At 50.3% G+C, this 23,591-nt stretch carries 25 protein-coding genes; 13 read left to right on the top strand and 12 right to left on the bottom strand.

The annotated features are described in order from the left end of the window. The first annotated feature begins 1 nt into the window (after position 1). The 7 genes from AAC022_RS09415 to AAC022_RS09385 all read left to right on the top strand — a co-directional run bounded on the left by AAC022_RS09415 (position 2) and on the right by AAC022_RS09385 (position 3,771). Complete coding sequence (locus AAC022_RS09415) at positions 2 to 460, top strand: hypothetical protein (RefSeq protein WP_339730352.1); 459 nt, start codon at positions 2 to 4, stop codon at positions 458 to 460. Further along, positions 457 to 891 (top strand): DUF6188 family protein, encoded by a 435-nt coding sequence (locus AAC022_RS09410; RefSeq protein ID WP_339730350.1) that lies wholly within the window; start codon positions 457 to 459, stop codon positions 889 to 891. Before AAC022_RS09415 ends, AAC022_RS09410 begins: the two co-directional genes overlap by 4 nt. Positions 892 to 1,094: 203 nt before the next feature. Further along, a complete protein-coding gene (locus AAC022_RS09405; RefSeq protein ID WP_339730349.1) occupies positions 1,095 to 1,880 on the top strand; it encodes a DUF6386 family protein in 786 nt (261 codons plus the stop codon). Between the two features lie 95 nt (positions 1,881 to 1,975). Continuing rightward, positions 1,976 to 2,407 (top strand): NUDIX domain-containing protein, encoded by a 432-nt coding sequence (locus AAC022_RS09400; RefSeq protein WP_339730348.1) that lies wholly within the window; start codon positions 1,976 to 1,978, stop codon positions 2,405 to 2,407. A 75-nt stretch (positions 2,408 to 2,482) separates the two neighbouring features. Beyond that, on the top strand, positions 2,483 to 2,791 hold the full coding sequence (locus tag AAC022_RS09395; RefSeq protein WP_339730347.1) for a hypothetical protein: 309 nt from the start codon (positions 2,483 to 2,485) through the stop codon (positions 2,789 to 2,791). Positions 2,792 to 2,851: 60 nt separating this feature from the next. Then, entirely contained in the window at positions 2,852 to 3,337 is a 486-nt protein-coding gene (locus AAC022_RS09390; protein WP_339730346.1) for a macro domain-containing protein, read from the top strand. Positions 3,338 to 3,516: 179 nt separating this feature from the next. Beyond that, positions 3,517 to 3,771, top strand: a complete 255-nt coding sequence (locus AAC022_RS09385; RefSeq protein ID WP_339730345.1) for a hypothetical protein — start codon at positions 3,517 to 3,519, stop codon at positions 3,769 to 3,771. Positions 3,772 to 3,820: 49 nt separating this feature from the next. On the opposite strand, the gene AAC022_RS09380 is transcribed toward AAC022_RS09385, so the two are convergent. From AAC022_RS09380 to AAC022_RS09365, 4 genes are all read right to left on the bottom strand, one after another. Beyond that, complete coding sequence (locus AAC022_RS09380; protein WP_339730343.1) at positions 3,821 to 4,588, bottom strand: SMC-Scp complex subunit ScpB; 768 nt, start codon at positions 4,586 to 4,588, stop codon at positions 3,821 to 3,823. 78 nt (positions 4,589 to 4,666) lie between these two features. After that, positions 4,667 to 5,140, bottom strand: coding sequence for a zf-HC2 domain-containing protein (locus AAC022_RS09375; protein ID WP_339730342.1), 474 nt, complete (start codon positions 5,138 to 5,140; stop codon positions 4,667 to 4,669). Positions 5,141 to 5,299: 159 nt separating this feature from the next. Beyond that, positions 5,300 to 6,055: a Crp/Fnr family transcriptional regulator gene (locus AAC022_RS09370; RefSeq protein WP_339730340.1), complete on the bottom strand. Its 756-nt coding sequence runs from the start codon at positions 6,053 to 6,055 to the stop codon at positions 5,300 to 5,302. Positions 6,056 to 6,238: 183 nt separating this feature from the next. Beyond that, the gene (locus AAC022_RS09365; protein WP_339730338.1) at positions 6,239 to 6,928 is read right to left on the bottom strand and encodes an NAD(P)H-hydrate epimerase; all 690 of its coding nucleotides are present in this window, start codon (positions 6,926 to 6,928) and stop codon (positions 6,239 to 6,241) included. 208 nt (positions 6,929 to 7,136) lie between these two features. Between AAC022_RS09365 and AAC022_RS09360 the strand changes: the two genes are divergently transcribed. From AAC022_RS09360 to rpsR, 3 genes are all read left to right on the top strand, one after another. Next, positions 7,137 to 7,949, top strand: a complete 813-nt coding sequence (locus tag AAC022_RS09360) for an SDR family oxidoreductase (protein ID WP_339730337.1) — start codon at positions 7,137 to 7,139, stop codon at positions 7,947 to 7,949. A 161-nt stretch (positions 7,950 to 8,110) separates the two neighbouring features. Beyond that, a complete protein-coding gene (rpsN, locus tag AAC022_RS09355; RefSeq protein ID WP_339730334.1) occupies positions 8,111 to 8,380 on the top strand; it encodes a 30S ribosomal protein S14 in 270 nt (89 codons plus the stop codon). Positions 8,381 to 8,501: 121 nt separating this feature from the next. After that, complete coding sequence (rpsR, locus tag AAC022_RS09350) at positions 8,502 to 8,783, top strand: 30S ribosomal protein S18 (RefSeq protein ID WP_339730333.1); 282 nt, start codon at positions 8,502 to 8,504, stop codon at positions 8,781 to 8,783. 83 nt (positions 8,784 to 8,866) lie between these two features. On the opposite strand, the gene AAC022_RS09345 is transcribed toward rpsR, so the two are convergent. From AAC022_RS09345 to AAC022_RS09320, 6 genes are all read right to left on the bottom strand, one after another. Next, positions 8,867 to 9,367, bottom strand: coding sequence for a 6-carboxytetrahydropterin synthase (locus tag AAC022_RS09345; protein WP_339730434.1), 501 nt, complete (start codon positions 9,365 to 9,367; stop codon positions 8,867 to 8,869). Positions 9,368 to 9,416: 49 nt separating this feature from the next. Further along, positions 9,417 to 10,820, bottom strand: coding sequence for a hypothetical protein (locus AAC022_RS09340; protein ID WP_339730332.1), 1,404 nt, complete (start codon positions 10,818 to 10,820; stop codon positions 9,417 to 9,419). A 25-nt stretch (positions 10,821 to 10,845) separates the two neighbouring features. Then, on the bottom strand, positions 10,846 to 11,331 hold the full coding sequence (hisI, locus tag AAC022_RS09335; RefSeq protein WP_339730331.1) for a phosphoribosyl-AMP cyclohydrolase: 486 nt from the start codon (positions 11,329 to 11,331) through the stop codon (positions 10,846 to 10,848). A gap of 490 nt (positions 11,332 to 11,821) precedes the next feature. Next, the gene (locus AAC022_RS09330) at positions 11,822 to 12,814 is read right to left on the bottom strand and encodes a WYL domain-containing protein (RefSeq protein WP_339730330.1); all 993 of its coding nucleotides are present in this window, start codon (positions 12,812 to 12,814) and stop codon (positions 11,822 to 11,824) included. Between the two features lie 374 nt (positions 12,815 to 13,188). After that, the gene (locus AAC022_RS09325) at positions 13,189 to 15,489 is read right to left on the bottom strand and encodes a TolC family protein (protein WP_339730329.1); all 2,301 of its coding nucleotides are present in this window, start codon (positions 15,487 to 15,489) and stop codon (positions 13,189 to 13,191) included. Positions 15,490 to 15,681: 192 nt separating this feature from the next. Then, the gene (locus AAC022_RS09320; protein WP_339730328.1) at positions 15,682 to 15,999 is read right to left on the bottom strand and encodes a DUF962 domain-containing protein; all 318 of its coding nucleotides are present in this window, start codon (positions 15,997 to 15,999) and stop codon (positions 15,682 to 15,684) included. 217 nt (positions 16,000 to 16,216) lie between these two features. Between AAC022_RS09320 and AAC022_RS09315 the strand changes: the two genes are divergently transcribed. Beyond that, positions 16,217 to 17,389, top strand: coding sequence for an isocitrate/isopropylmalate dehydrogenase family protein (locus tag AAC022_RS09315; protein ID WP_339730326.1), 1,173 nt, complete (start codon positions 16,217 to 16,219; stop codon positions 17,387 to 17,389). Positions 17,390 to 18,271: 882 nt separating this feature from the next. Continuing rightward, on the top strand, positions 18,272 to 19,282 hold the full coding sequence (locus tag AAC022_RS09310) for a dienelactone hydrolase family protein (RefSeq protein ID WP_339730325.1): 1,011 nt from the start codon (positions 18,272 to 18,274) through the stop codon (positions 19,280 to 19,282). Positions 19,283 to 19,591: 309 nt separating this feature from the next. Here AAC022_RS09310 and AAC022_RS09305 read toward each other — a convergent pair whose 3' ends face one another. Both AAC022_RS09305 and AAC022_RS09300 read right to left on the bottom strand, forming a co-directional pair. After that, a complete protein-coding gene (locus AAC022_RS09305; protein WP_339730323.1) occupies positions 19,592 to 20,293 on the bottom strand; it encodes a hypothetical protein in 702 nt (233 codons plus the stop codon). Between the two features lie 713 nt (positions 20,294 to 21,006). Then, a complete protein-coding gene (locus tag AAC022_RS09300) occupies positions 21,007 to 22,434 on the bottom strand; it encodes a hypothetical protein (protein WP_339730322.1) in 1,428 nt (475 codons plus the stop codon). Positions 22,435 to 22,506: 72 nt separating this feature from the next. On the opposite strand from AAC022_RS09300, the gene AAC022_RS09295 reads away from it, so the two are divergent. Then, positions 22,507 to 23,424 carry an AraC family transcriptional regulator gene (locus tag AAC022_RS09295; RefSeq protein WP_339730321.1) on the top strand — a complete coding sequence of 306 codons (918 nt, stop codon included), beginning with the start codon at positions 22,507 to 22,509 and terminating at the stop codon, positions 23,422 to 23,424. Positions 23,425 to 23,591: the final 167 nt, after the last annotated feature.

Below are 23,591 nucleotides of genomic sequence, written 5' to 3'. Positions count from 1 at the left end.
TATGAAAACGATGGATATCAAAATCACCGATGATGAAGCGCTCGTTCTGTTCGAGTTGCTGACTCGATTTACAGAAGAGGGCTTGTTCGGGTTTGAAGATCAGGCTGAGATGCGTGCGGTGTGGAATCTTCAGGCGGTTTTAGAAGCGGCTGTCTCGGGGCCGTTCCTGCCAAACTATAAAGTGATTCTTGCTGAAGCACGTGACAGACTTCGTGATGAGGGCAATTTAACGAACGCCGACGCAGAACAAGAAAAAGGACGTCTTGCACTCTGGTTAGATCCTGAACAGATTCAGTTCCTCGCGAATGAATGGCGTAAAATCCCAAAAGAGACGCCCGAAACAATTCGAAAACAGTGGGGCGAAGTGGCCTTTCGCGCGATGGCTGCATTGCATAAAGCCGGTATCAAACATGCACCGGAGCTTCCCCAAAGCGGGGAGGAATTGCAGGTTGAAGAATGAAAAAACTTTGTAAACGCGGCCGCGATATTATTCTGCCAATTGGGAGTGATACCCTGGTTTCCTTTTGCGATACCGGCCTGACTGGGATGATCTTCGAAAGTCAGGATTCTGAGCAATCCCTGATTTTGTTCGAAGACGAACTCCGAATCATCGATTCGGACAATTCACGCATCATTCACGGCACGAAGCCGGGCAAAGGTTTTTGGCATGCTGACTTACACAGGCTTGACCATCTGATCGGTATCCAGCTCAAGGAAGCAGTGGCCCGCCATGATGGTTGTCTGATTTTAATCTTCGAGACCGGGGAACGTCTGGAAATAGAATCGACAACGGGTTATGAGGCGTGGCATTTCCAGTACCCCAGGCCTGATACCCGAACTGTCAGGCATCTCATTTCCGTTCACGGAACTCATGGCTCTCTGATATACTGATTTTTCCCTGCAACCATCACGGCAGCTATTTGAAATAGCCACATAAGTTGTTGTGGCTTATACTGTGTTTGTAGAATCAGGAAAGGGTTCTGATCTTGCGGTCCTGAAATTACTGTTGTGGAGACGGTGAGTCTACAAATTCAGAGGACAAACTCTTTTTCTGACAACAATATGTGCTGACACGATTGTGGAGAGAGGCTGTGATGGACCAAACAGTTCAATTTTTTACTGACTCGGCGACGCTAGCTATCTTTGATCCGCAGAGTCTGCAACATCGCGCCGCTGATATTGTTGACTGGTGGTGTGATGATTTCGGGCAGCTTGAAGAAGTCAAAGCAGGTGTCGTTGCTCTCATTTCACTTGGCGGTGATGGTGTTTATCAAGCACGCGTTACAGGTGATGAATTAACTTCCGACGAACGTGATTATGCTAAGGAACTGATAGAGAATCTGGGAGTCGAAGTTGTATCAGGCTCTCTCTTCATTGGGCCCGGTGAATGTTTACCGGGAGGCGCTGAGCGATTCAGCTCCGTTAATGAAAAACGCGGTATCTTACTTACGATTCCCAATGGCAAATATTGTGTTGAGATCTATTCAATTGATTGGTTTGAATCTCCTCGCTGGTGGACCGAAAATCAACAACCGCCTGAAAACGCGCCTGCCGATTATGTGGTGGTAGTTCGCTCACGGACGGCACCTCTGGACAAGATCAATTCTGAACCTCGATTTACTGGAGACACAGATCAATTTCTATTCGAATCATCAACGCGGCTAATTGGACCGCAGCCGGGTATGATTCTCACGACGAAGGTCCGCAAAGGCCCCCACGGCCTCACACTCAAGGAATGCGGTCCCTGCGATTATACGCCGTCATTAATCGACTATTCAGAAGTTACCTGGAAAGATACGATTCGCTTTAAAGTGAATTCTGTAAACCATGAAGAGAGAGAGATGATAGGTGAATTCCTGGAAAGGGTCGAAGCTCCATAACGAGATCCTCTAAAGAATTCATCGTTTATAATAATTTGCGGCACCGTCGGACAAGCCGAACGGTGGCACACGATGATCTGAAAGAAAACACAACTATGAAAATCCGCGCCAAAGTGATTATCTCTCTGATCAATCAGGGGCAGGTGTTGCTGGCGGAAGGCTTTGATCCAGTTCGTGATTTTCGGTTCTATATTCCCGTGGGTGGCGGCGTGGAATTTGGCGAAACTCTAGAGGCCGCTGCGAAACGTGAACTGTCCGAGGAACTGGGAGTGACCGGTCATCGGCTGGAATTCCTGAATTTTCATGAATCCATCTTTGAATTTCAGGGAAGTCCCGAACACGAAATCATGTTTCATTATCTCTGTCAGATTGACGATGCTGTCAGAGAAGCGTTGCCTGAGGCAGGAACAGAATCGGATGGCGAAACTTTTCAAGTCTCATGGTTGTCACGAAACGAGCTGGATGCGGTGAGAGAAAAGCTTGTTCCTCCGTTAATTATTGATGACCTCAGCAGCAGACTGCTTTAACAGATATTTTAGAAATGTATTTCAGTCAATTCAACATCGGGGTAAAACCTCGTTGAGACGAAATCAGAGGAACACATGAAAAAAATAGACCTCTATCCGACATGCATCAATTGGCCGTTTCTGATCGGGAGCTGCCTGATCGGATTTTGCGTCAGATACAAAATTGGCGGAGTTCCGTTCTGGTTGCTGTTTGCTTTGATGGCTGTTGCCTACGAGATGATTCGAGTATACGGCATTGTTAACCAACTCGAAGACGAAGTAACGCCGGACCAAATTCGAAGCTATTATTCAAAAGACATGGCCCGCAAATGGATTCCCAGGAGAGATCAGGCACGCGGAATTAATTCAAAAATAGACACAAAAAATTCGAGTGAACGTGTCTAAGGTTCTATGAGGAGTGATAGGACACCCTCTGCGTATGATTCTTTGTTTCTGGTCGCGAACATGAAAATAGACATTGTCACGGGAAACATTTTAGATCAGAAAACGGAAGTGATTGTCAACAGTTGGAATCGTAATGTGATTCCCTGGTGGTTGCTGTTACCGCAAGGCGTGTCGGGAGCTATTAAGAAGCAGGGAGGCATAACGCCGTTTCGGGAAGTCGCCAAATGTGGCACAATTCCCCTGGGTGAAGCCCGGCTGACTTCGGCCGGCCGGTTACCTTTTCAGGGCATCATCCATGTTGCCGGAATCAATCTGTTGTGGTTTGCAACCGAGTATTCCGTGACAAACTCTGTGATTAATGCCATGAAGGTCGTCAATGAAAATCAATTTCAGAGTGTCGCGTTTCCACTCATTGGATCGGGTTCAGGAAACAGGGGTAAAGCATGGTCTCTTAATGTGATGCGCAACGCGTTTGAAAAAATCGAGAACCAGGCACACGTTGTAATTGTAAAGTACCGTGTCAGCAACGATTCCATAGGCCATTGAAATCCAGCCTGAACTCGAACCAACGTCTCAAAACGCATTCATTGTAGCGGTCAACGGTGGCTGGAATTGCGTCTGGAATAGAAACCGCTTGACATCTTAGTAGAACGCTAAGGATAATATTTTATGCTCCGTTTTTATTCACGCGATCAAACACACGCTTTAATCGAAGCAGGTCAATCATGAAACTAGATTCCGTTCCTCGCAAGCAACATTGGGTGTTTCTGGTCGTCTTTTCACTCTGCGCCCTGCTCGGTTTTGGCAGTCTGCTGGTGGGAGAAATCTTTCTGCCCGATAATCCTGGCGGGAACCAGGGGCGGTTGGCGATGTATCGCTCACTGGGTCTTGGATCACTGGCGTGGGCTAGTATTGCAGTCTGGTCCGCGAGTGCGCTCTGGACGTCTCGAACTTCACAACAAAGCGGCTGTGTATCATAGATGAATCAGAATAGCAATTGGTTAGAGAATGGTGGTACCTTTGCCAACATTACTTCTGGCTCAGCGATTCGCTGTAGGGGAGTTCTTCGACATTTCCCAGGCCGAAGACCTGCAGGAAGCGGGCGGTGGTGATGTATCTGACTTCCACTTTTTTGTCTTCTTCACGTTCGATGGCGATCAGTTCGCGTCTTAAGAGCTGGCGTAGAATGCCGGCGGCTTTGTCTTTGCCGGCTTCCACGATGGCATCTTTCGTGATTGGTTGATGATAGGCGACGAGTGCCAGCACTTCTAACGCGTCTTGTGAGAGTTTGACCTCTTTCGGTCCAAAGCCGAATACACGGTTGCGGATGCGTTCGAAATCGTATCGCAGGATCAGTCGATAACCGCCTTCTTCCATGCGGATTTCATAAGGCCGTGACTCCTCGTTGTATTGACGGTTTAGGTCATCCAGCAAATCGTCAACATAAGAAGACGAGTATTCATCATTCAAGAGGGAACAGAGCTTCTTGGTTGTGAGTGGTTTTCCACCTACGAAGAGCGATGCTTCAATAATCTGTCGGGGAGGAATGCGGGCTTCCCGCTTCACATGCGACTGAGAACTGGAACTGGTTGTTTTGTTGTCAGGCGCCTCTTCCACGTCGGCAGGAATTTCGGGAAGTTCCAGATCTCGCTCGACGGCTTCTAAAGCTTCCAAGGCACGTTCGAAGTCCTCGTCCAGACTTTCATCGACCGGGCCCGTTGACGCGAAGGCAGCGAGAAAATCATCCTCATTAGAGACCGTATCATTGACTTCCGGTCGTTTTTCTTCCTGGGACATTCTTCCCTCAATCCTTTCAGGGAATCAGAGATCCGAAGCGTATGTGGAGAGAACGCTCCGTGATTGATGACGCGACTACTATTGATTTAATGCCAGCAGATAGGTTTCCCAAGCAGCCTGTTTTTGTAAGGCGGCTTTCTGATTGGCTGCGTTATTGTGCGCGTTTGCTTTCAGTTGATCAACCTTTTTTTGGCAATGCGGGCAGTCTGCCAAGTGTGCATCGACTTTTTGCGTCAACTCCTGATCCAGTGTATGAGCAACGTAGCCTTTGGCATGCGCCAGCACCTCTTTACAATACAGGCCTCCTGGACACGGTTTTTCAGCAATGCGTTGCCCTGGCTGATTCGCCTCGCTGGAAAATTGATTCATGCCCAGAAACCCGATCAAACCTATCGCCAGACAAACGGTTAGAATTTCCGCACCCGTTATGAAATGGCTGATCTGTTTCCGTTTTTTCATCACAGAAACAAACTTACACAGATTACCTGCCGGGCAAGCACTCCACTCCCCTTCAGAATCTGGCTGATGTTTGACTGAGTTGTTTTTGTTCATGTTAAAACCTCCTACTCTTCCGGTAGGAATGACACCTTTGTGTTTTAGGGAAGTCGTCCCTGTTCTTTATTATCGTATTCTGTTTGTGTTTAATCTGTGAGGTAGCTTACAGATCAAACACGATTCTGTTTTGTGTTGACTGAAAAATGACCCATTTCGTTAGGCTTCCGCGCCCCTTAACAAATATTCCCCGGACTGATCTGGCTTGGATCGCAAGGCGGGGGTCAGTTTAAAATCAATCGAATTCGCCAGGTGCTGGGCTTTTCTTAAAATCACATGGCGCTTCTGAATGTCGATACATCGTTCGTCCTGCAGTTCACCCAGTAGTACGGTTACCGTTTCCCGTGTGCTACCGATAATGCTGGCCAATTCCTGATGCGACAGTTTGATATCGATAAAAACGCCTTCGGAAGTGAAGCGGCCGTATTTTTCCGCTAACTCAAGTAGCAAGTGAGTCAATCGGTCACGATTCGAACGAAACAGCAGCGATTTCAATCTCTGTTCCACTCGTTGCCGCCGTAGTCCCATCAGTTTTGTCACACCCAGTGAGACCGTGGCATGTTGCTGCATCAGTTCTTGTATGATCGGGCCGGGGATGCGGAGAATCGTTGATTTCAGCATAGCCTCAGCATATTCTTCGCGTTCGCCTCCACCCAGGATCGCCAGTTCTCCAAACAATTCACCCGGTTCGATCAGGGCTAATAGTGCCTGCTTGCCTTCGCTGGTGATGTGATAGAGCTTGATCCGTCCGGAGAGCAGGAGGAATACCGAATCGCTGCTTTCTGTCGGGAGGTAAACCAGATTTCCCCGACCGAATTGCCGTACGGAAGAATTCCGTTCGACCTGCGCGATTTGATCCTGGCTCAGCCGTTCAAACAAATCACAGTTCTTGAGATACCAGAAATTTTTGTCCATTCAGACGAACCTTGTCCCCGTTTCAGTAAACAGGAATTGGCAGAAATAAACCACGAGAGGTAATTCAGTTGAAATACAATATATAGGTATTGAGCTACTTTTGAGAACCCCCGTTTCCATGAAACAGGTGAATTTTCTGCTGAGTTCTCCTTCCGTTAAGCCATTTTGGACAGGTGAATCCTGTCAGGAAGGCCGCTTTTCAAGGAGTTCCGTGATGATTTGCCGGGGCGCGCCAATATCCACTACATGGACGGTGCCGGTAAATTGTTTCGATTCGGGAGCACTGAATCCCTTCTTTTCCGCCACGAACGTTGCGGTCTGCTCAGCAATGATGCAGTCGCCGAGCGGCAGCCCTGTATCACAATCGAGGCCAGACGGGAGATCAACGGCCAGTTTGTTTCCGGCAGCTTCGTTGATGATTTGAATGGCGGTCGTAAATGGGGCGCGGATTGTTCCCTGCACGCCGGTTCCAAGGAAAGCGTCAACAATCCAGTCCGCATTTTTGAGAAATGTGCGAAATGCATGCGGATCACTTAAATCGGGGTCAGCCTGGATGGGAATTCCCATGCGAGATGCGACGTGATAGTTGATCGCGGCGTCTCCCGTCAGTTGTTGGGGATCAGCCAACAGAAAAATTTGTACGGGGATCCCGGCGTTGTCCAGGTGGCGGGCGATGACAAATCCGTCACCGCCATTATTTCCTTTGCCTGCACAAATTTTGACGGGCCCTGTTACTTTCAGGAATAAAAGCAGCTCAAATACACCCTGCCCGGCATTTTCCATTAATGCAATTCCAGGCAGTCCAAATTCTTCAATGGTCCGTTGATCTACACTACGGACTTCAGCACGGCTCAGTCGTTCGACAGGGGGCATTTTTTCCTCGTTTGGTGAATTTGAGACATCATCGGGAATCAAAAACGGCGAAAAATCGATCAAAGTAGGGTTATAAACAGTGGTTACGGGGTTTTCACCAGACAGAAATTAAATTACGATCTCACAAAACGCGGGCGGCACATCTTCCCGGTCATTTTCAAAGATGGAAATTCCTAGTCTCCAACAAGATAGTTCTGGAGAGTTTGCAGTGATAGATGAATATTCTGACCGATGGGCTCTGATTACGGGTGCTTCATCCGGAATTGGCTTGGAATTTGCGCACCGACTCGCTGCACGAGGAATGCATCTGGTTCTAACCGCACGCCGTCAGGAGCAACTGGAACAGATCTCTTCAGAACTGTTGACCCGTCATGGCACGAAAACCGAAGTCATTGTGCTGGACCTTTCCGAGCACGATGCACCCCAGAAGTTATATGAAGAAGTCAAACGTCGCGGTGTGCAGGTTGAATTATTGATCAACAACGCCGGGTTCAGTGTGGTTTCTGATATCGCCTCGACCGATCGGGAACGGGTGATGCAGATGGCACGGCTTAATATGGGGGCGTTGACCGAGCTGACTTACTTCTACCTGCCGGAAATGATGGAACGGGGACACGGGGCGATCATCAATATTGCCTCAGTCGCTGCATTCCAGCCGGTGGCGTACATGTCGGCCTATGCAGCCAGTAAAAGTTATGTGTTGCATTTCACCGAGGGATTGTGGGCTGAAGCACGTGATCAAGGAGTCACAGTGACGGCACTCTGCCCCGGTACGACCCAGACCGAATTTTTTGATGTTGCCGGCGTGGAAGGCTGGTTGAAAAAACACCGTTTTCAGACCGTCGATCAGGTCGTTAAAACAGGCCTCAAGTCGCTGGAGAAAAGACGCCAGTACACTGTTTCGGGCTGGGGGAATTATTTCCTGTCACTTCTGGTTCGGATTGCGACCCGGCGGACCGTCGTTGTGGAATCAATGAAGTATTTCCGCCCACAACCGCAAAAAGACGAGAAGGAAAAGTAGTCGCACGTACATCGAAATGGGGTCGGCTTCACAAGTAGATGCTTCAACATGTGCTTTTTTAGCGGATTTTACTTTGAAAAGAGCCGGTCAAGTTGACGGCGTGGCGCGATATTCAGTATAACAGTCGTTCCCATTTTTGGAATTTCGGAGAAGGTATATAGATGGCTTCCAAGTCGAAGATTGAAAAACAAAAACGAAACGCAAAGCTCGTAGCAAAGTACGCAGTATTACGCGAAGAACTGGTTGCAAAACGTGATTACGAAGGTCTGGCTAAACTGCCTCGTAGTTCCAGCAAAACACGTCTTCGTCGTTTATGCCAGTTGACCGGTCGTCCTCGTGGTAATTACCGCAAGTTCCAGATTTCTCGTATTGCATTGCGAGATTTGGCTTTAGATGGCCTGATCCCCGGTATGAAAAAATCAAGCTGGTAAGCTGATCGTTTTTACGAGATTGAAGCGTGTTGTCTTCAATTCCAGCCAGCAATTATTAAATCAGCGTCGCCCCAGTTTTTTGGGTGTCCCTTGTTACGGCGCATGAAACAGGAAAAACACAATGTCAGTCGGTTTATCAAGAAAAGAGATCGTCAAGCGACGGAAAAAACGAGCTCGTCTGAAAAAGAAGCTCAAATGTCGATTCTGTCCGGATGGAAATATTCCACGTCCCGTATACGTCGATTACAAGGATCTGAGAACCCTGCGTTCTCTCCTGGATCGTGAAGGACGCATCTTGCCTCGTCGTCGCACAGGTACCTCGGCTCTGTATCAACGAGCCGTCCGTAGTGCCGTCCTGCGAGCACGCTTTATCGGCCTGCTGCCTTACGTTGCAGAAGACTAAGCGGCAGACACGCGAAACAAATAATAAGGCTTTGGACTGATCTGGTCCAAAGCCTTTTTTGATGCACTGTGTACGAATTGTGTTTACCAGTTCAAACCGGTGGGGAAAGAGTCGGTTTGAAAGGCGTCGAACAGGCTGTGTTCCCGTTTATCGTCCTGGTCCAGTGTGGCTTCAGCGCAGGACTCTTCCGTTTCCCAGATCACAACTTTAACTGCCTGCACGCCGAGTTCGTTGAGCACGCTGGGGCAGACTTCATCCAGTAGGTACTGGGCCATATTTTCCGCAGTCGGATTATAGGGGAGCACGAAGTATTTGGTGGGTTCAACCATGCGGATCGCATTCAAACCGTTCTCGTCTTCGACGTTGAGTAGAAACCCGTGGTCCCAGTTTTCATCGATCCAGCCTTTGAGCAACGATTTCAACTGCGCGAAGTCAATAATCCGCCCGACGGCATCGGTTTCCGGACCGGTGACATAGAAATCCGCGACATAATTGTGCCCGTGAAAAAACTGGCATTTTCCTTCATGGCGAAAGAGACGGTGTCCCGCGTTGAACTTGATCCGACGCATGATTGTCATACCCATGATACTCACTCGACCTCTTGATTGACTTGAAGTTATTCTAAACTAATTGCTAACTGTCCAGCAGAGATTTCATACCCTGCGTGATGACAGCGTCTACTTTGGGATCACAGAAGGCAACACTGACTTCATAACCGCCAGCCGGATACTCTTCTGCAACGGGGATATACCACGGCCCACCATCTCCATAGGCGGCGGTCGCGATAAATTGATCGGGCTGAATGCTCTGAGCACGCAGTTGATATTCGATAAAACTCTCTGCTGGTAGATGCAGCGTTTTAATGTCGTTTATCTGCAGCGAACTGAGAGTAATCGGCATTTTTTTCTGTAGCCGTTGTAACCAGGCAAGCATGTAGGAAGGACGATTCCGGTTCACCACACTGTTGGCTTTATTCGAGATCGTCCGCTTTAATTCCTGCTCGTTAAACGTGTCTCTCACCGGCGGGAGAATATCGTGTGACTTCCAGGTGACATGTCCGATCGGTTCCGGCTTTAACTGCTTTTCAGAAGCAATCATGCCATCGTAAATCCGTCGCGCCAGAATGGCCCGCAATTCATGAGAGCCATCGTTGTATTTACCGGCAGAAATGTTACCTGCACAGCCGGTGAAATAAATGTGGGTGCAGCCGGGTTCTTCCTGCTGACGTTGCTTACGGGCAATGCCGGTAAAGTCGCTGCTGACACGTCCGTCGCCGTAATAACTCATCGGATGTGTGGCGTAATAGTGACTGGAAACCAGCTTTTTGTCTTTGTTATAAAAGGCGATTGTTTTTAGGAAGGGATCGATGGTCCCTTCGGTCAGGCTGCGCAGTCGTTCGTCTTTACAACTGCTGCCCCGCATACGAACGATCTTTCCACTCTTGTCCCGGTCGATGCGGCGGTTCGAGGCGACTTTATCAACTCTCCCCTGGCTATGTGCGACGTGGGTCACCGGCTGTGCTTTGGGAATCGCCGTTGTGACTGCTTTGCGGGCTTTGTCTAAGCATTCGTTGAAAAAATCAAGTTCGACGATATGCGGCAGGTCGCCTTGTTCAAGCACGATCTGTTCGGCATTCAAGCAGGCAAACGGTGCGTTGTGCTGATGCACACACTGCACGGCGACGCGGTCAATACTGGTACCCGCGGCGTCGGCCAGCGCCTTCCGCCAGGCGATGTGGGCATCGTTTAACAGGCCCGTCCAGTCAACTGCGCAGACCACAATTGGCTTGCCTGCGCCCAATAGTACATACCCGATTGCTTCGAGTGAATCATCGTAGCCGACAACCGGCTTGATCCAGCCACCACAGAGCGAATGTCCTTTGGGTGGCGAGACATCAAAGCGAAACGGGGCAATCTGTAAATTCGGGTTGTTTGTGGTCTCTTCACGATTGGCAAAGACCCACTCTTCGAGAGAAAGCGCACTCCCGCTAGCAGCTAATGAGGCAGCTAAAAAATCGCGTCGACTGAAATGGCTCATAATTCACCTGTGATGGTTACACCGTTTACAGTTTTGTGGGATTGGGAGCGTCTCCATAGACCACTTTCGGGTCAAATACTTTTTCTGTTTCCGTATACTGCAATTCCAGCCCTTTATCTTGCATTTCCTGGCTGACAGGAACGCGACGGTAAAAGCAGGATCGGTAACCGACGTGGCAGCTGGCGCCGCCTCCCAGAACATCCACACGGAGCCAGATCGTGTCCTGGTCATCATCGATCAGCAGGGCTTTCACTTTTTGGACGAGCCCGCTGGTAGCCCCTTTGTGCCAGAGTACCTGACGGCTGCGGCTCCAGTAGACGGCTTCACCCAGTTCAATGGTTTTCTTGAGAGCTTCTTCATTCATATAAGCGTGCATCAGCAATTCACCGGACGTATAGTCGGTGGTGACGACGGGAATCAGACCGTCCTTATCAAATTTTGGAGCCAGCTCGTTTCCTTCTTCCACCTGCTCGACTGATGTCCGTTCAGAGAATTGAATTCCATCTGACATGATTTTGTCTTTCCTCGCTTCGTTATGATCTTTATCTGACAGTGGAAAAAATCGCCACTGCTAACTGTCTTTCTGGGTTTTGACTCTTCCCTGGGATGGGATACTTGATCGATCCCCGGGGATGAAACAGCGTGTCTGGATACATCATACGCAAAGGACGATGTCAGACACATCGTTTGAGACGCTGTTCAAACGGAAATTGGGAGATTTCCAGCCAACAGGTACGGCTTTGCTACTCTAAAATAGTAAACCGAATGGGGAGGCAGGTCAGTAGCTTCAGCGGGGATTTTAAGAGGTTTCACAGAATAATCGGCGTTTACCCGAGAGGCAGTATACATGCGCGACCTTAATTTAAATTGGGGGCGGTGTCGTTCAAGTTCGATCTGCCAAACCAGACCGTTTTCGGGCTCAGAAGTTCGCGGTATTTTTCGGGTTGATTGAAGTGTTTCCCAGAATAGGCAGATCGCTGATTTCAGTTCAGCCAGTGCGATCAGGAACTGGGACGCGTATGTGGACTGTAAATTTGCATCATGCTCGAAATTCTTTCTTTCATCAGATTTCGAAATGAGCGGGGTGAGATGACTTCGGCTTGATCCCCAAAGCTCAAGGCCCAATCAGAAATCCGCTCCAGGCTATCGACCTGGGCACAGAATTCAATCGCGCCCCCCCTCAGTTTCTTGATCTCCTGCGATTCATTCCAACACATCAGCGAGACGGTTTCGGCGACATTGCTTTTGAAACGGATTTTTACCGGGATCGTTTTTCGAGAATGGCGGACTGGATCCCATGAGGTAGTTAGGTACCGGTCCAGGTTGAAGCGGGACGGTTTCTTGAATGATTCTTCCAGGATTTCCGATTTCAAAATTTTCAGCAGCGAGAATACTTTAATTCCGCGATCGAGAGAAGAACGACCTACGACAAACCATTCCTGATTCGAATACAAGATATGATACGGGCTCAGCATCGTGGAAATCGATTTCTGTTCTTTATCACCGACGTATTGAATTCGGATGTTCTTTTTTTCAATGGTCGCTTTGAGCAGGTTTTTGTAGTGAATTCCGTTGCGCATGGCCGGGTTGAATGGAGGGAACCAGATCGAGATCGATTGGGCGGCATCAATCACATTTTCCCGTAAAGAGTCCGGTAAGCTACTCAGAACCTTGGTAGACGCTGATCTGGCAAATTGATGAACGGGAAGCCCGATGATCGATTTATCAAGGTCCTGGCATAACACGACCAACGCGAGTACTTCTTCAAAGGTCAGATCCTTGAAGGGGACGATGGTCCGCCAGGGGAGCGTGTAGCTCTGCTTTTCTTCGTCATACAGAACATAGATTCCGGATTCCTGTAGAGTTCTCAGGTCTCGAAAAACGGTCCTGCGGCTGACTTCGCATTCGCTCGCAAGTTGTGTTGAATTGTAAACTCGTCCCGACTGTAACAGCGCAATCAGTTTCAGGAGACGATGGATTCGTCCAGCGACCATTAATTAACTTTTGAATGCTTTCCACGGGCCTGGTCAGTGGCGGGTTTTCAAACCCGAATCTTCAGGTTGAATTGTTTAGAAAGAGTTCGCGAAATCAACGTTTCGGAAACGAAAGAAACAAACCAACTGATGAATACAACAATCGATGGAGATGGGCATCGATACGAGTACAAGGCAAGTGAAAAAAGCGGCTGCGGGATTTCACTCACACCGTTCGTCTAAATCTAGCATGTACTTACGGAAAATAGTAATGGAAATTGGAAATGACGTTTCAAAAAACGTAAATGCCCCAATTGCTAACCTGTGAAGGTGTCGCAATGGGAGCATTCCGAATAATTCCACCTGCTTCCCGGTTGACGAAGGTGTTGTATCTATTACTCGACAAAACTCTTAGCTGGTCGTAAATCAAGTTCCCGATTGTCCCTGGTATCAGAAATCGGCAATTCATCCTGCTGTGCCGAAACCCGCCTGATATTAAACGCAGGCTGTTCGCCTTCGGCATCGATCACGACCTTAATAGCAGCGTCCGCATTTGTGGGAGCAAATGGGTTTCTATTTACAGGATTCCTGATTTCCAGGCGAGCCGCCGGTTCAACGGGGGCGACTGGCACTGGTGGTGCGTAATCCGGACTCATTTCTGGTTCTGGCACCGGGAGAATGTCTGGGGTCAGACCATCCTGTTCGGATGTGTAAGATGTTTCCCCATTACCTGGCATCACGCCAACTTCTCCAATAAATCCTTCCGCCACAAAGGGCTCCGGTTTACTACGTAGTTTGTGGGCATCGATACCATGGGTTCTTGCCCAGGCACGTCGGAGGGCCTGTTGATAAGCCACTGGATTCCATTCGCCTTCCATCAAGTGGATATTGTCATGTTTCAACAAAGTCCCTTTCCATTTGTGGAGGTTCTTAATCGCGACGTTATAAGACACCAGTGATCGATAATATTCGGTCTCGGCCGCTGCCAGACTGGACTGGGCACGCAACAGAGTATCGAGGGTGGTTGTACCCGCTTGAACTTCTGCATCAAACAATTCCACTCGTCTGCGAGCCGCACGCCAGCGATTGAAGTTAGATTGTGCGGTCGCATAGTTCTTGGTCAGATCCTGAAAAGTGATCGCCAGTTCCTGGCTGACATCCATTTCCTGTGCCTTCAGCACGGCACGCGCTTTTGATAATCGAAATTCCAGGTTCTCAACCTGAGCATGAGCGGATCTGAAGCCCAGTGGCATGCTGAATTCGAACCCGAGCGACCAACTGTCCTGATCGTTCTGCATCAGTGTTCCATAAGCGCTATGCAAACCTTGTGCGGTAATGCCGTCTGTGTTTTTCTGACTCAACAAGCGATCCCCAAACGCATTCACCTGATAACTGGAGACTAAGTCCAGCCGTGGTCTGGTCAGGCTGGTTGCTGCCAGGTGTTGAAATTCAAGACTTTTGATATTCCATTTTTGCTTACGGAGTTCGACGCGATGTACCAGTGCCTCCGTCAGACACATGCTCCAGTCAGGCGTGAACTCAGCTGCAATCGGGTCATCAATCGGTCGGATAATTTTTCCATCGTTCACAGGCAGACCCACCAGCCGACGGAATCGGCTTTCGGCTGTGTAGATATCGCTACGTGTGGCCTGGACGGAAGATTGTGTTTCGAATAAACGGTCTTTGGCTTGCGCTTCGTCGGCCGGTTTGAAGTTTCTCGTACCCCCGGCTTCCAGTTTGGCATGTGCTTCCCGCCAACTGCGTAACGCCGAGTTGCGAGCGACAACCTGCGTATCGTACAGGCGATACGCCAGATACATCTGCCAATAACTTTCTTCGATATCAGAAACCAGGTTTCGCACGTTTTTCTCGAAGTCGGCTAAAACCAGATCGTTATTGATCCGGGCAATGACAACCCCCTGGCTCACACCAGTAATTCCGGTAAAACCAGAACCGATCGGGCCGGCAATACGCGTGTATTCCACTCCGGCTCCTGCCAGGAATGGTTGACGATAAGACAGGCCCGTGTTGCCAGCATAGTTGGAAGGGAATAACTGACTGGTTGAGTTACTACCCGTGTAATTCCAGTTGTGCGAAACGGCAAACTGTCCACCGTTGGCAAATGTTTTGGAAAGCCCCGATTGAAATTGTCCCGTTTCCTGTGTCAATGTGCCGCCGGGAATACCACCGAAAAACGGGCTGTTCTGAACCTGTTCCGAGCGGCCCCAGAGCATGTTAGTAGTAAACGTTGTATCAAAGGCAGAGAGCGCTGCTTCCACGCCCCGTGATCCACCCAACAACACGTTGGTTTCCTGAATCGAAGGGTCAAAAATGGTGGGCGTTCCATCCGGGTTATTTAATAATCCGTTCCCGTTCGTCCCCAGTGTTCCGGAAACGCGAATGACTTCGCTGTTAGCCAGACCCAGGTGAATCGCATCCATCAAAGGCAAATCCCAGATTTCATCCTGAGAGCGATCTGCCAGTGTCCGCGGCTTTCCAGAAAACGTTATTTCTTCCGGGGTTTCTTCAAAAACAGCCGGGTACTCAATCTTGGTGGCAACATCTTCATAATATTGAAGATCTTTATCACCCAGATAATGCAGGTCCGTATCAGTGCCCAAGCCATGGCAACCGACGAGTTGGCTGGTAATAAAGCAACCACAGAAAAATTGGTGTAACTTCTGACGAAGGTTCATGTATCCATCCTTAAAGACATGAACGTCGATTATGGCTACAAAATGCAGTTCCATAACCACTTAAGGTTCATAATCGATAGTACGTTCAGGGAGATTTACCAAAGTATGGAGGCAGTCAGTGTGATGTCATGCACCTCGCTGCGCATTACAATTCTGCCGCATGGTAAAATCACTACATTCGGTATCGGCTGTTTAATCGTTACAACTTGACTTTTTTGACGATTGGTCAAAATTCACTCGATTTTGAGTGTCTGGCCCGAATTCTGTGTAGGGTTTTCCCAGTAGCTTCTTGATCAGAATCAGTTCCCCAGCGTCATTGTGTTCTATGAAATGCCCTAGAAATTGCAGCAGATAGCCGGCGACAAATGCGATTCCGGCAAAAATCCACGGTCCCGCCAACCCAAATCCGATCAATCCGCCAAAAGTCAGGGGAACCCCGATCAAATGCAGGACCTGATTGGTTCGATTTTGGTGGCGAAGAAGGTAATTATGCATAAATCGCTGGATCATTGGATTCCCTGATCGGCTCGAAAACTAAGCGACAGCCATCGCGTATAGTTGAAAAGCGAATTCTGTTTTGATACGGTCACTGCTTGTCTGTGAACTATTTAATTAGTATCCACCAGTATGGCCTTTGGTTTCAAGAGTCAGCAGGCCCGTCGCATTGTGTACATGCGCTTGAGATCCTGGTCGCATTCCCCTTTTGTCAGAAGTATTTGAGGAAACGATGTATAAAGTCACATTAATTCCCGGAGATGGTGTTGGTCCGGAAATCGCCGAGGCTACAAGAAAATGTGTTGATGCGACAGGTGTCAAAATCGACTGGGATGTTCAGGAATGTGGGATCGAAGTCATTGAAGCCGAAGGCGGAGTGCCTGATCGGGTAATGGAGTCGATTCGCGCCAACAAAGTGGCTCTGAAAGCACCGATCACCACACCCATCGGAAAAGGCTTCCGCAGTGTGAACGTATTTCTGCGACAGGAACTCGGCCTGTTTGCCTGCATTCGACCCTGTAAAACTTACAAGGGAGTTCGTACCTACTTCTCCGAATCCAACGTCGATCTGGTTGTCGTTCGTGAAAATACCGAAGACCTCTACGCTGGCGTCGAATTCCAGGCTGGCGAAAAGAATACCGCGGCCTTGATCGAAAAGATCAACGAATTCGCGACCGGTAAAAAAATCAACACACCCCTCGACGAGACCGGCATCAGCATCAAGCCTATGTCGTATCAGGGAACCCGCGATATCAGCAACTACGCGTTTAAATACGCGGTCGACAACAATCGCAAAACGGTCACATCGATCTGTAAAGCGAACATCATGAAGTTTACAGACGGCCTGTGGTACGACGAAACCCGTGCCGTCGCCAAAGCCTATGGTGCGAAATTCGAATGGGACGAGCTCGCCGAAGGCGTCGCCCCTGATGCGAAGTTGGCAAGCATCGCCACCGATTGTGGCGGCAGCATTGAATACAATGAGCGCCTGATCGACAACATGTGCATGCAGTTGGTTCAGAAGCCAGAACTGTATGACGTGCTCGTGACCTCCAACCTGTATGGCGACATCCTGAGTGACCTCTGTGCTGGTCTGGTCGGTGGTCTCGGTGTAGCGCCCGGATCTAACATCGGTCCCGAGTCGGCCATCTTCGAAGCGACTCACGGTTCTGCTCCCAAATACAAGGGACAGAATAAAGTGAATCCAGTCGCCCTGATTCTGTCCGGTAAAATGATGCTGGACTACCTCGGCGAACACGAAGCAGCCGCCAAGTTGGATCAGGCCGTCGCTGATGTGATTGCTGAAGGCAAAGACGTGACGTACGATCTGAAAGACGATCGCAACGATCCGACCGCCGTCGGAACTCAGGAAATGGCAGAAGCCATCTGCAAAAAGATGCAGTAAATCCTGAGACACAACAAAATCTTAATATCAACGATGCAGAGCAGATTTCAAGCTCTGCATCGTTTTTTATTTCGAGTACAATACTTCCACCAGGACACAAAATTCTCATTCTGCCGATGGCCTTCCTCGTAACTCATCCCACTTCCGCGTGGGGTTCGGCCCCCTGTGTCCGCCGGCCAGAGCCTATCAACATACTAAAAAATCGGAACTGCTCATCGTGAAAAAAATGAGCTTGACACCATCGCGCCGTTCTGAAAACTGTAGTCTCTTCAGCGTCGCGCGCGAGACCACTACTGGTTCAGCTGAAATTCCGGAACCTCTGAGTAAATCAGCACGATAAAACCCACTGGCTTCAGCTCGATTTTCAAAACCACTGCTCGCCCGCTCCCCTGTTATCATTGGGCTTCGAAGCCACTTCACTGCCGTTCGTTCATAGTTCAGAGAACTTCGTTGCATGTTCAATTGACGTTCAAAGTACCAATTCATCGCTTCCCCTTGACTCCTCCACGCCGTTAACCAAAATCATCATGCTACCTGTGAAAGAGAGTCGGGACAGGTCTATATGCCTGCCCGCAGATAATAGCTACCTAAATCAAAAGCCGTCCAGTTTCTTCTAAACAGTTCCTACCCTGAGCGGCAAAGCGCTAGCTGCCGTTTCTTCACCACAAGGTAACAACACCAATTCTATAAAATGGCCTTTGCTTCTCAGAGATGAAAAGGGTGAAGCTGATTGAATGAGCAGGAAAGAAACAGACAAAACGGGTCCCTTTTCCGATCACAGAAAAAGGCCTCAATCACTTTATTATCACCAGAACCTGCTCCGGGAAGTGGTGTTAGATCACTATTCTCAGACATCTTTCATCCGTTGTTAAGGTTCAATTCATGAAGTATCTGCCACTCTGTCTGATGTTGAGCGTCTGTGTTCTGATTTCAGAAACCAGTTCCGCACACGCAGAAAAGTATAACCCGCTGGAAAAAAAGAAAAGCCGTCTACAAAAACCGGTCGACATCACCATTCAAGATTCGGGCCGCCAGCGCGACATTCCCCTGCGGATCTATTTGCCTGCGCAAACACAGGCGGCGCCCGTGGTTTTATTCAGTCATGGACTAGGGGGATCACGCAACGGCTCTCAGTACTTGGGAGAACACTGGGCAGCCCGCGGTTATGTCGTGGTGTATCTGCAGCATCACGGCAGCGATGAAACGGTCTGGAAAGACGTATCCGCGCGCGAGCGGCTCAAAGCATTAAAGGGCGCGACAACGCTGCAAAATACCATCGACCGTTATCAGGATGTCTCAACCGTTCTGGATCAGCTCACTAACTGGAATGCCGACGCGAAACATCGTTTCCATCAACGGTTTGACCTGAAACACATCGGGATGTCGGGCCATTCCTTTGGTGCGGTTACGACACAGGGAGTCAGCGGGCAGTCTTGGCGACTCGTAGGCAAGAAATTTACCGATCCCCGCATCAAGGCAGCCGTCATGTTCAGCCCCAGCAGTCAGGGAAGGTCAAATCCGGAACAGTCGTTTGGTCAGGTCTCCATTCCCTGGATGTTGTTGACCGGCACCAAAGATACGTCTCCCATCAAGGACACCACAGTGGAAGATCGCCGCAAAGTCTATCAGGGGCTGCCTGATACCATCGATAAATATGAACTGGTTCTGTTCGATGCGCAGCACTCCGCATTTTCAGATGGCAGACAGCGCCTGGGAGTGCCCCGCCGCAATCCCCAGCATCATCCCGTGATCCTGGGAGTCACGACGGCTTTCTGGGATACCTACCTGCGACAGAATCAGGACGCCCGCAAATGGCTCCAGGGAAAACCATGCTGGCAACTCATCGCCCCTCAGGACGAATGGCAGTTTGAGAAAACGACAGCGACAGACTGAAACGGGCGCTGATTATCCAAATAACATCCCGCCCTGCTTCGTGTGATTTCGAAATTTACGTGGTAGAAATGAGTCCTGATGAGATACCATTTTGAATACGGTTCCAAACATCGGATCAGACTCGCGTGTGCCACCGCTCGGCTTGTCAGACGGTGCGCGATCGAGACAGAGAAACTCTTCCCATCCGTGTTGCAGTAAAGAGCAGCGAACCCATGTCTCCACCCGCCAGCATCAGACATCCCATCCAGGAAACCAGCTCAAACCTTCTACACGTCCCCTACCCCTGAGCGGCACGGCACTAGCCGCCGTTTAACCGCGAGGATGATTTATGGGTGTGGCTGACTGCTTGCGGTCTGTTTCGCCGTAGGGGGTTTCTGTGACATTCCATCCCCACCACTCATCCTGCACGCGCACGACCGGCAGGTTCGTCTGTTCCTGAAGCGGCTTGAGCAGCCATTCGAACGCCTTGACGTTGAAACCGGATTTTAGCAACGGCCATCGTGTTCGGATGCCATCGCGGCTGGTGACCAGGTTGATTTCCGAATAGCGTTCGTTGTTCAGCACGCCGCCCCACCACAGCAACTTCGTTGTGATGTATTGCAAGTGCACGATCTCGCTGCGGTCGAATTTCTCTCCTTCGCGCGGCAGTTCAACCTCGCCGCTTTGCTTGTGATAGATGAGCCAAGGGCCCAAACGGTTCGCTTTGTCAAACGAGCGATAGCCAATCACAGTAAACAGAACGCAGGTCAAAAGGCCGATGCCAATCACCGCGCCGTAAATGAGCCAGAGACCTGTTTCGTCGTGCCTATAGTGATGAACTGCCCACAGAAAACCGGAGAAGAAGGCGACGAATACCAGGTTAAGAATAACGATGTTCCACACTGGCATGGGCTCGGGATCGATGCGGAAGACGTGCTCGTCGTGATACGGACGCGCGAGCCGAAGGTTATTGTAGTGCCCTCGTCCGATGATAAATTTTTCCGGGTCTGCATCAACTGGCGGCTTGGCCATGGATGACTTCCTTAAAAATCAAACAACCTGAATTCAGATGTTTCTGTCATAATTATCCGCACCACTGAGTCTGTTGTCAATTCGTCTTTGCTGGGCTGATCAGTGATTTCCTCGCTCAATGATGATTCTTTACTACCACGAAAGCCACGAAAAGCACGAAAAATGAAACCGATCCCACTGTCTTTCGAGATTTTCGTGGTAGAAAAATAGCGAGACACCGTTGTCTCACCCGTCCGATCCGGTTTGGTAATGTAGGGGTAGACCCATGTGTCTACCCCTGGTATCGACGTGGCTTGTGTGTTGTCATACAGAGTATTTCTCCGGTTCCATTTGAAGTCTGAATTGGAATCACACGTCGCCCGGCGGGCGGACACATGGGTCCGCACCCTACGAATTGGTTTCGCTACAACAGAACAACTTCGAACGTTTTCTGCATACTGGTTTTTGTGAGCGGAATGGCGCGAGCCACCGTTTTTGAACCAGCTTCCCCAACACACAACCGGCGCCTGGCGCCGTGCCTCACTTTGTAGTTAGGGGTAGACCCATGTGTCTACCCGCGGTATCGACGTGGCTTGTGTGTTGTCATACAGAGTATTTCTCCGGTTCCATTTGAAGTCTGAATTGGGATCGCACGTCGCCCGGCGGGCGGACACATGGGTCCGCACCCTACGAATTGAAACGAGTCCGACCTTGTGAATCACTCCTTCGATTGATCAGAGCGACAACTTCTCAAATGCATCCGTTGGGATTTCCACACCAACCCCAAACGGGGCGGCGTTGATGGACGTCAGGTCCAGTTCGCCGCCGGTGATGTTGACGCGTGCGAAGCCGTCGTCCATTGCTGTGTACAAGTCGCCGTGCTGTTGCAGCATGGACTGACTGAACTCCTTTGGAAACGCGGATAGACCGCGATAGTAATGGTGGCCGTTGCGTTCGATCGACGTATTGCCCAGCGCCGCTTGAGCCGCCAGATCTTGCAGTAACGCGACCGGGCCGATATTCACCAGGTCTTCGCCGCTCATCTGATAGCGGCTCGTGTTTTCTATTGCGTTGCGATGGTTGATCAGACAGCGATGGGCGGCCGCTTTCATGATGCCTTTGCAATTCTTGTGGCTCGTGCCCGCGTAACCCAGTTCGAGCGCCTGCGCCAGCGCGCTGAGCTCCGCGTCCGATTCATCAATGATCACGGGGGGGCTGTTTTCCCAGTCGGAAATATTTGCGATCGAGGGATCAAGGGCCACGTCACGATACAGGGGCTGCTCGATGAAGATCAGTTTTTCAAAGAAGGATTTCAGCGACGCGTCGGCCTGAATACGATCCCACAGTTCGACGAAGCGGGGGAACGCACGATACTGCTCGTTGCCGTCCAGAGTGAATGCGTAGTTGGTGCCGCATTGCTGTGTGACGACCTGCGTGACCGAGCGCAGTCGTTCCAGATCACCTTCGACATCCCCCTGCACTTTCAACTTGAAGTGATACAGTCCGTAGAAACGAATGCAGTCTTCCAGTGTTTGCGGCAGCCCATCGTCGATGCGGTTCTCGGACGTCAGGTCAGCCGCCGTCAACGGATCGGAGAGCCCGACCGTATGGCGGGCGATGATTTTTGCCAGAGGTTGTTCCGGCAGAAACTCGTTCGGCGTGTGCCCCGCCAGTTCGGGGTGAATGGCCGCCAGGTCGAGGCCGACGCGATTCTCCCGCAGCAGTGTCGCCAGCGAACAATGCTCGGCCCGCGCCAGTGCATCGAGCAACGTCCGCTCGACCATACTAACGCCAAACTGCGCGAGCAGCGACGGAAACCCCTCTTCCGCGGCCCATTTCACCTGAGCCTGATACACCTGCTGCCAGAATTCAAACGCCGCCGCCGCCGAGACCTCCCGCGCAAACCCGACGGCCCGCCGAATGACGAGCAGCATTTCATCGATCTCCTGCGCAGCCTCTTTCTCAGGCGACTTATCAAACCACTTAGGCAGCAGCCCGTCCGCGGCGATGCCGGTGACGACCGTGCCATCAATTTCGTAGCGACACTGCAGGAACACATGCGGGGCGGCAGTCATCACCGCGATCCCAAAACGAAAGGGCATTCGCGTCTGCGTTTCCGTGCGGTGGAGAGTGGCGTCGACGAGTTTCAATTGAGAAAGCATGGTTCCTGTGTCCAATAATTGGTTCAACGTGTGTTGTTGCGAGTTCTGCGTTGGCAGTATATGCTACGCATTATGGTTCAATCTCGTCTGAAAACGCAAAGTAGTGAACCCAATGCGCAGAGTTCTGATCTTCAGCCGGGTATCTCTCGACTGAATCTGAATCCTGAGTTTCCGTTGAACGTGCACCTGGATGGCCATCGCGACGATACGCCGGTGACTCAGTTGCACGTGCATGACGGGCTGGAACTCGGCTACTGCACCGCGGGTTCAGGCACGTTCTATGTCGGCAACAAGATCCTGCCGTTTCACGCCGGCGACATGACGGTCATTACGGCTCACGAATATCATCGCTGTCACAGTACGCCGGGCACGACCAGCCAGTGGGTCTGGTTTTTTCTCGACCCGATTCGTTTGCTGGCCCCTCATTCGGCGTTCGAATTTGTCTGGGAATCCGAACGCTTCTGTGGCGAACCGTTCGTGAACGTCATTCCGAACGACGGGAACTCGTTGCTGCATGACCTGATGCAGATGTTGATCGCCGAAGCGAAGCGCGAGGACGCATATCGCAACAGCAACCTGCGCTCGCTCCTCTTACTGCTGATCAACGAACTCCACCGCAGCGTACCGCGTCGCGAGACTGCCACACAGACAACGCCCGATGCAACCGGCCTGTCACGGATTGCACCGGCACTGAATCTGGTGGCACGAAACTTTCATGAACCACTGACAGTTACGGAACTCGCCGCCGCATGCGACTTGAGTGTCCGCAGTCTCCAATCGCACTTCGCCACACAAATGGGAATGACGCCGCAACGGTATCTGATGAAAAGCCGCGTACAGGCGGCCGCAGCGATGCTGCACAATCGCCAACATAGCATCACGGAAATCGCCCTCAACAGCGGCTTCAACTCTCTCTCCGCCTTCAACCGCGCCTTCCGAAAAATCTACGAGATGAACCCCCGCGAATACCGAATGCAGCTAACAGGGTGATCCGACTTTTACCCCCTGAGCGGCAAAACGCTAGCTGCCGTTTAATTACAGGCTAGAAAAACGCGATCTCTCAAACTCAGTCAGCGGCCAACAAAAGCTGTGGCAGAACAGTTTAAATCAGCTAGAATGCAGATGAGGCTGTGAACGGAAGTCTCAATTTGTTGTCT

The organism is uncultured Gimesia sp., from assembly GCF_963976445.1.
Lineage (GTDB): Bacteria > Planctomycetota > Planctomycetia > Planctomycetales > Planctomycetaceae > Gimesia.
This window is presented reverse-complemented; position numbering and strand designations above follow the sequence as displayed.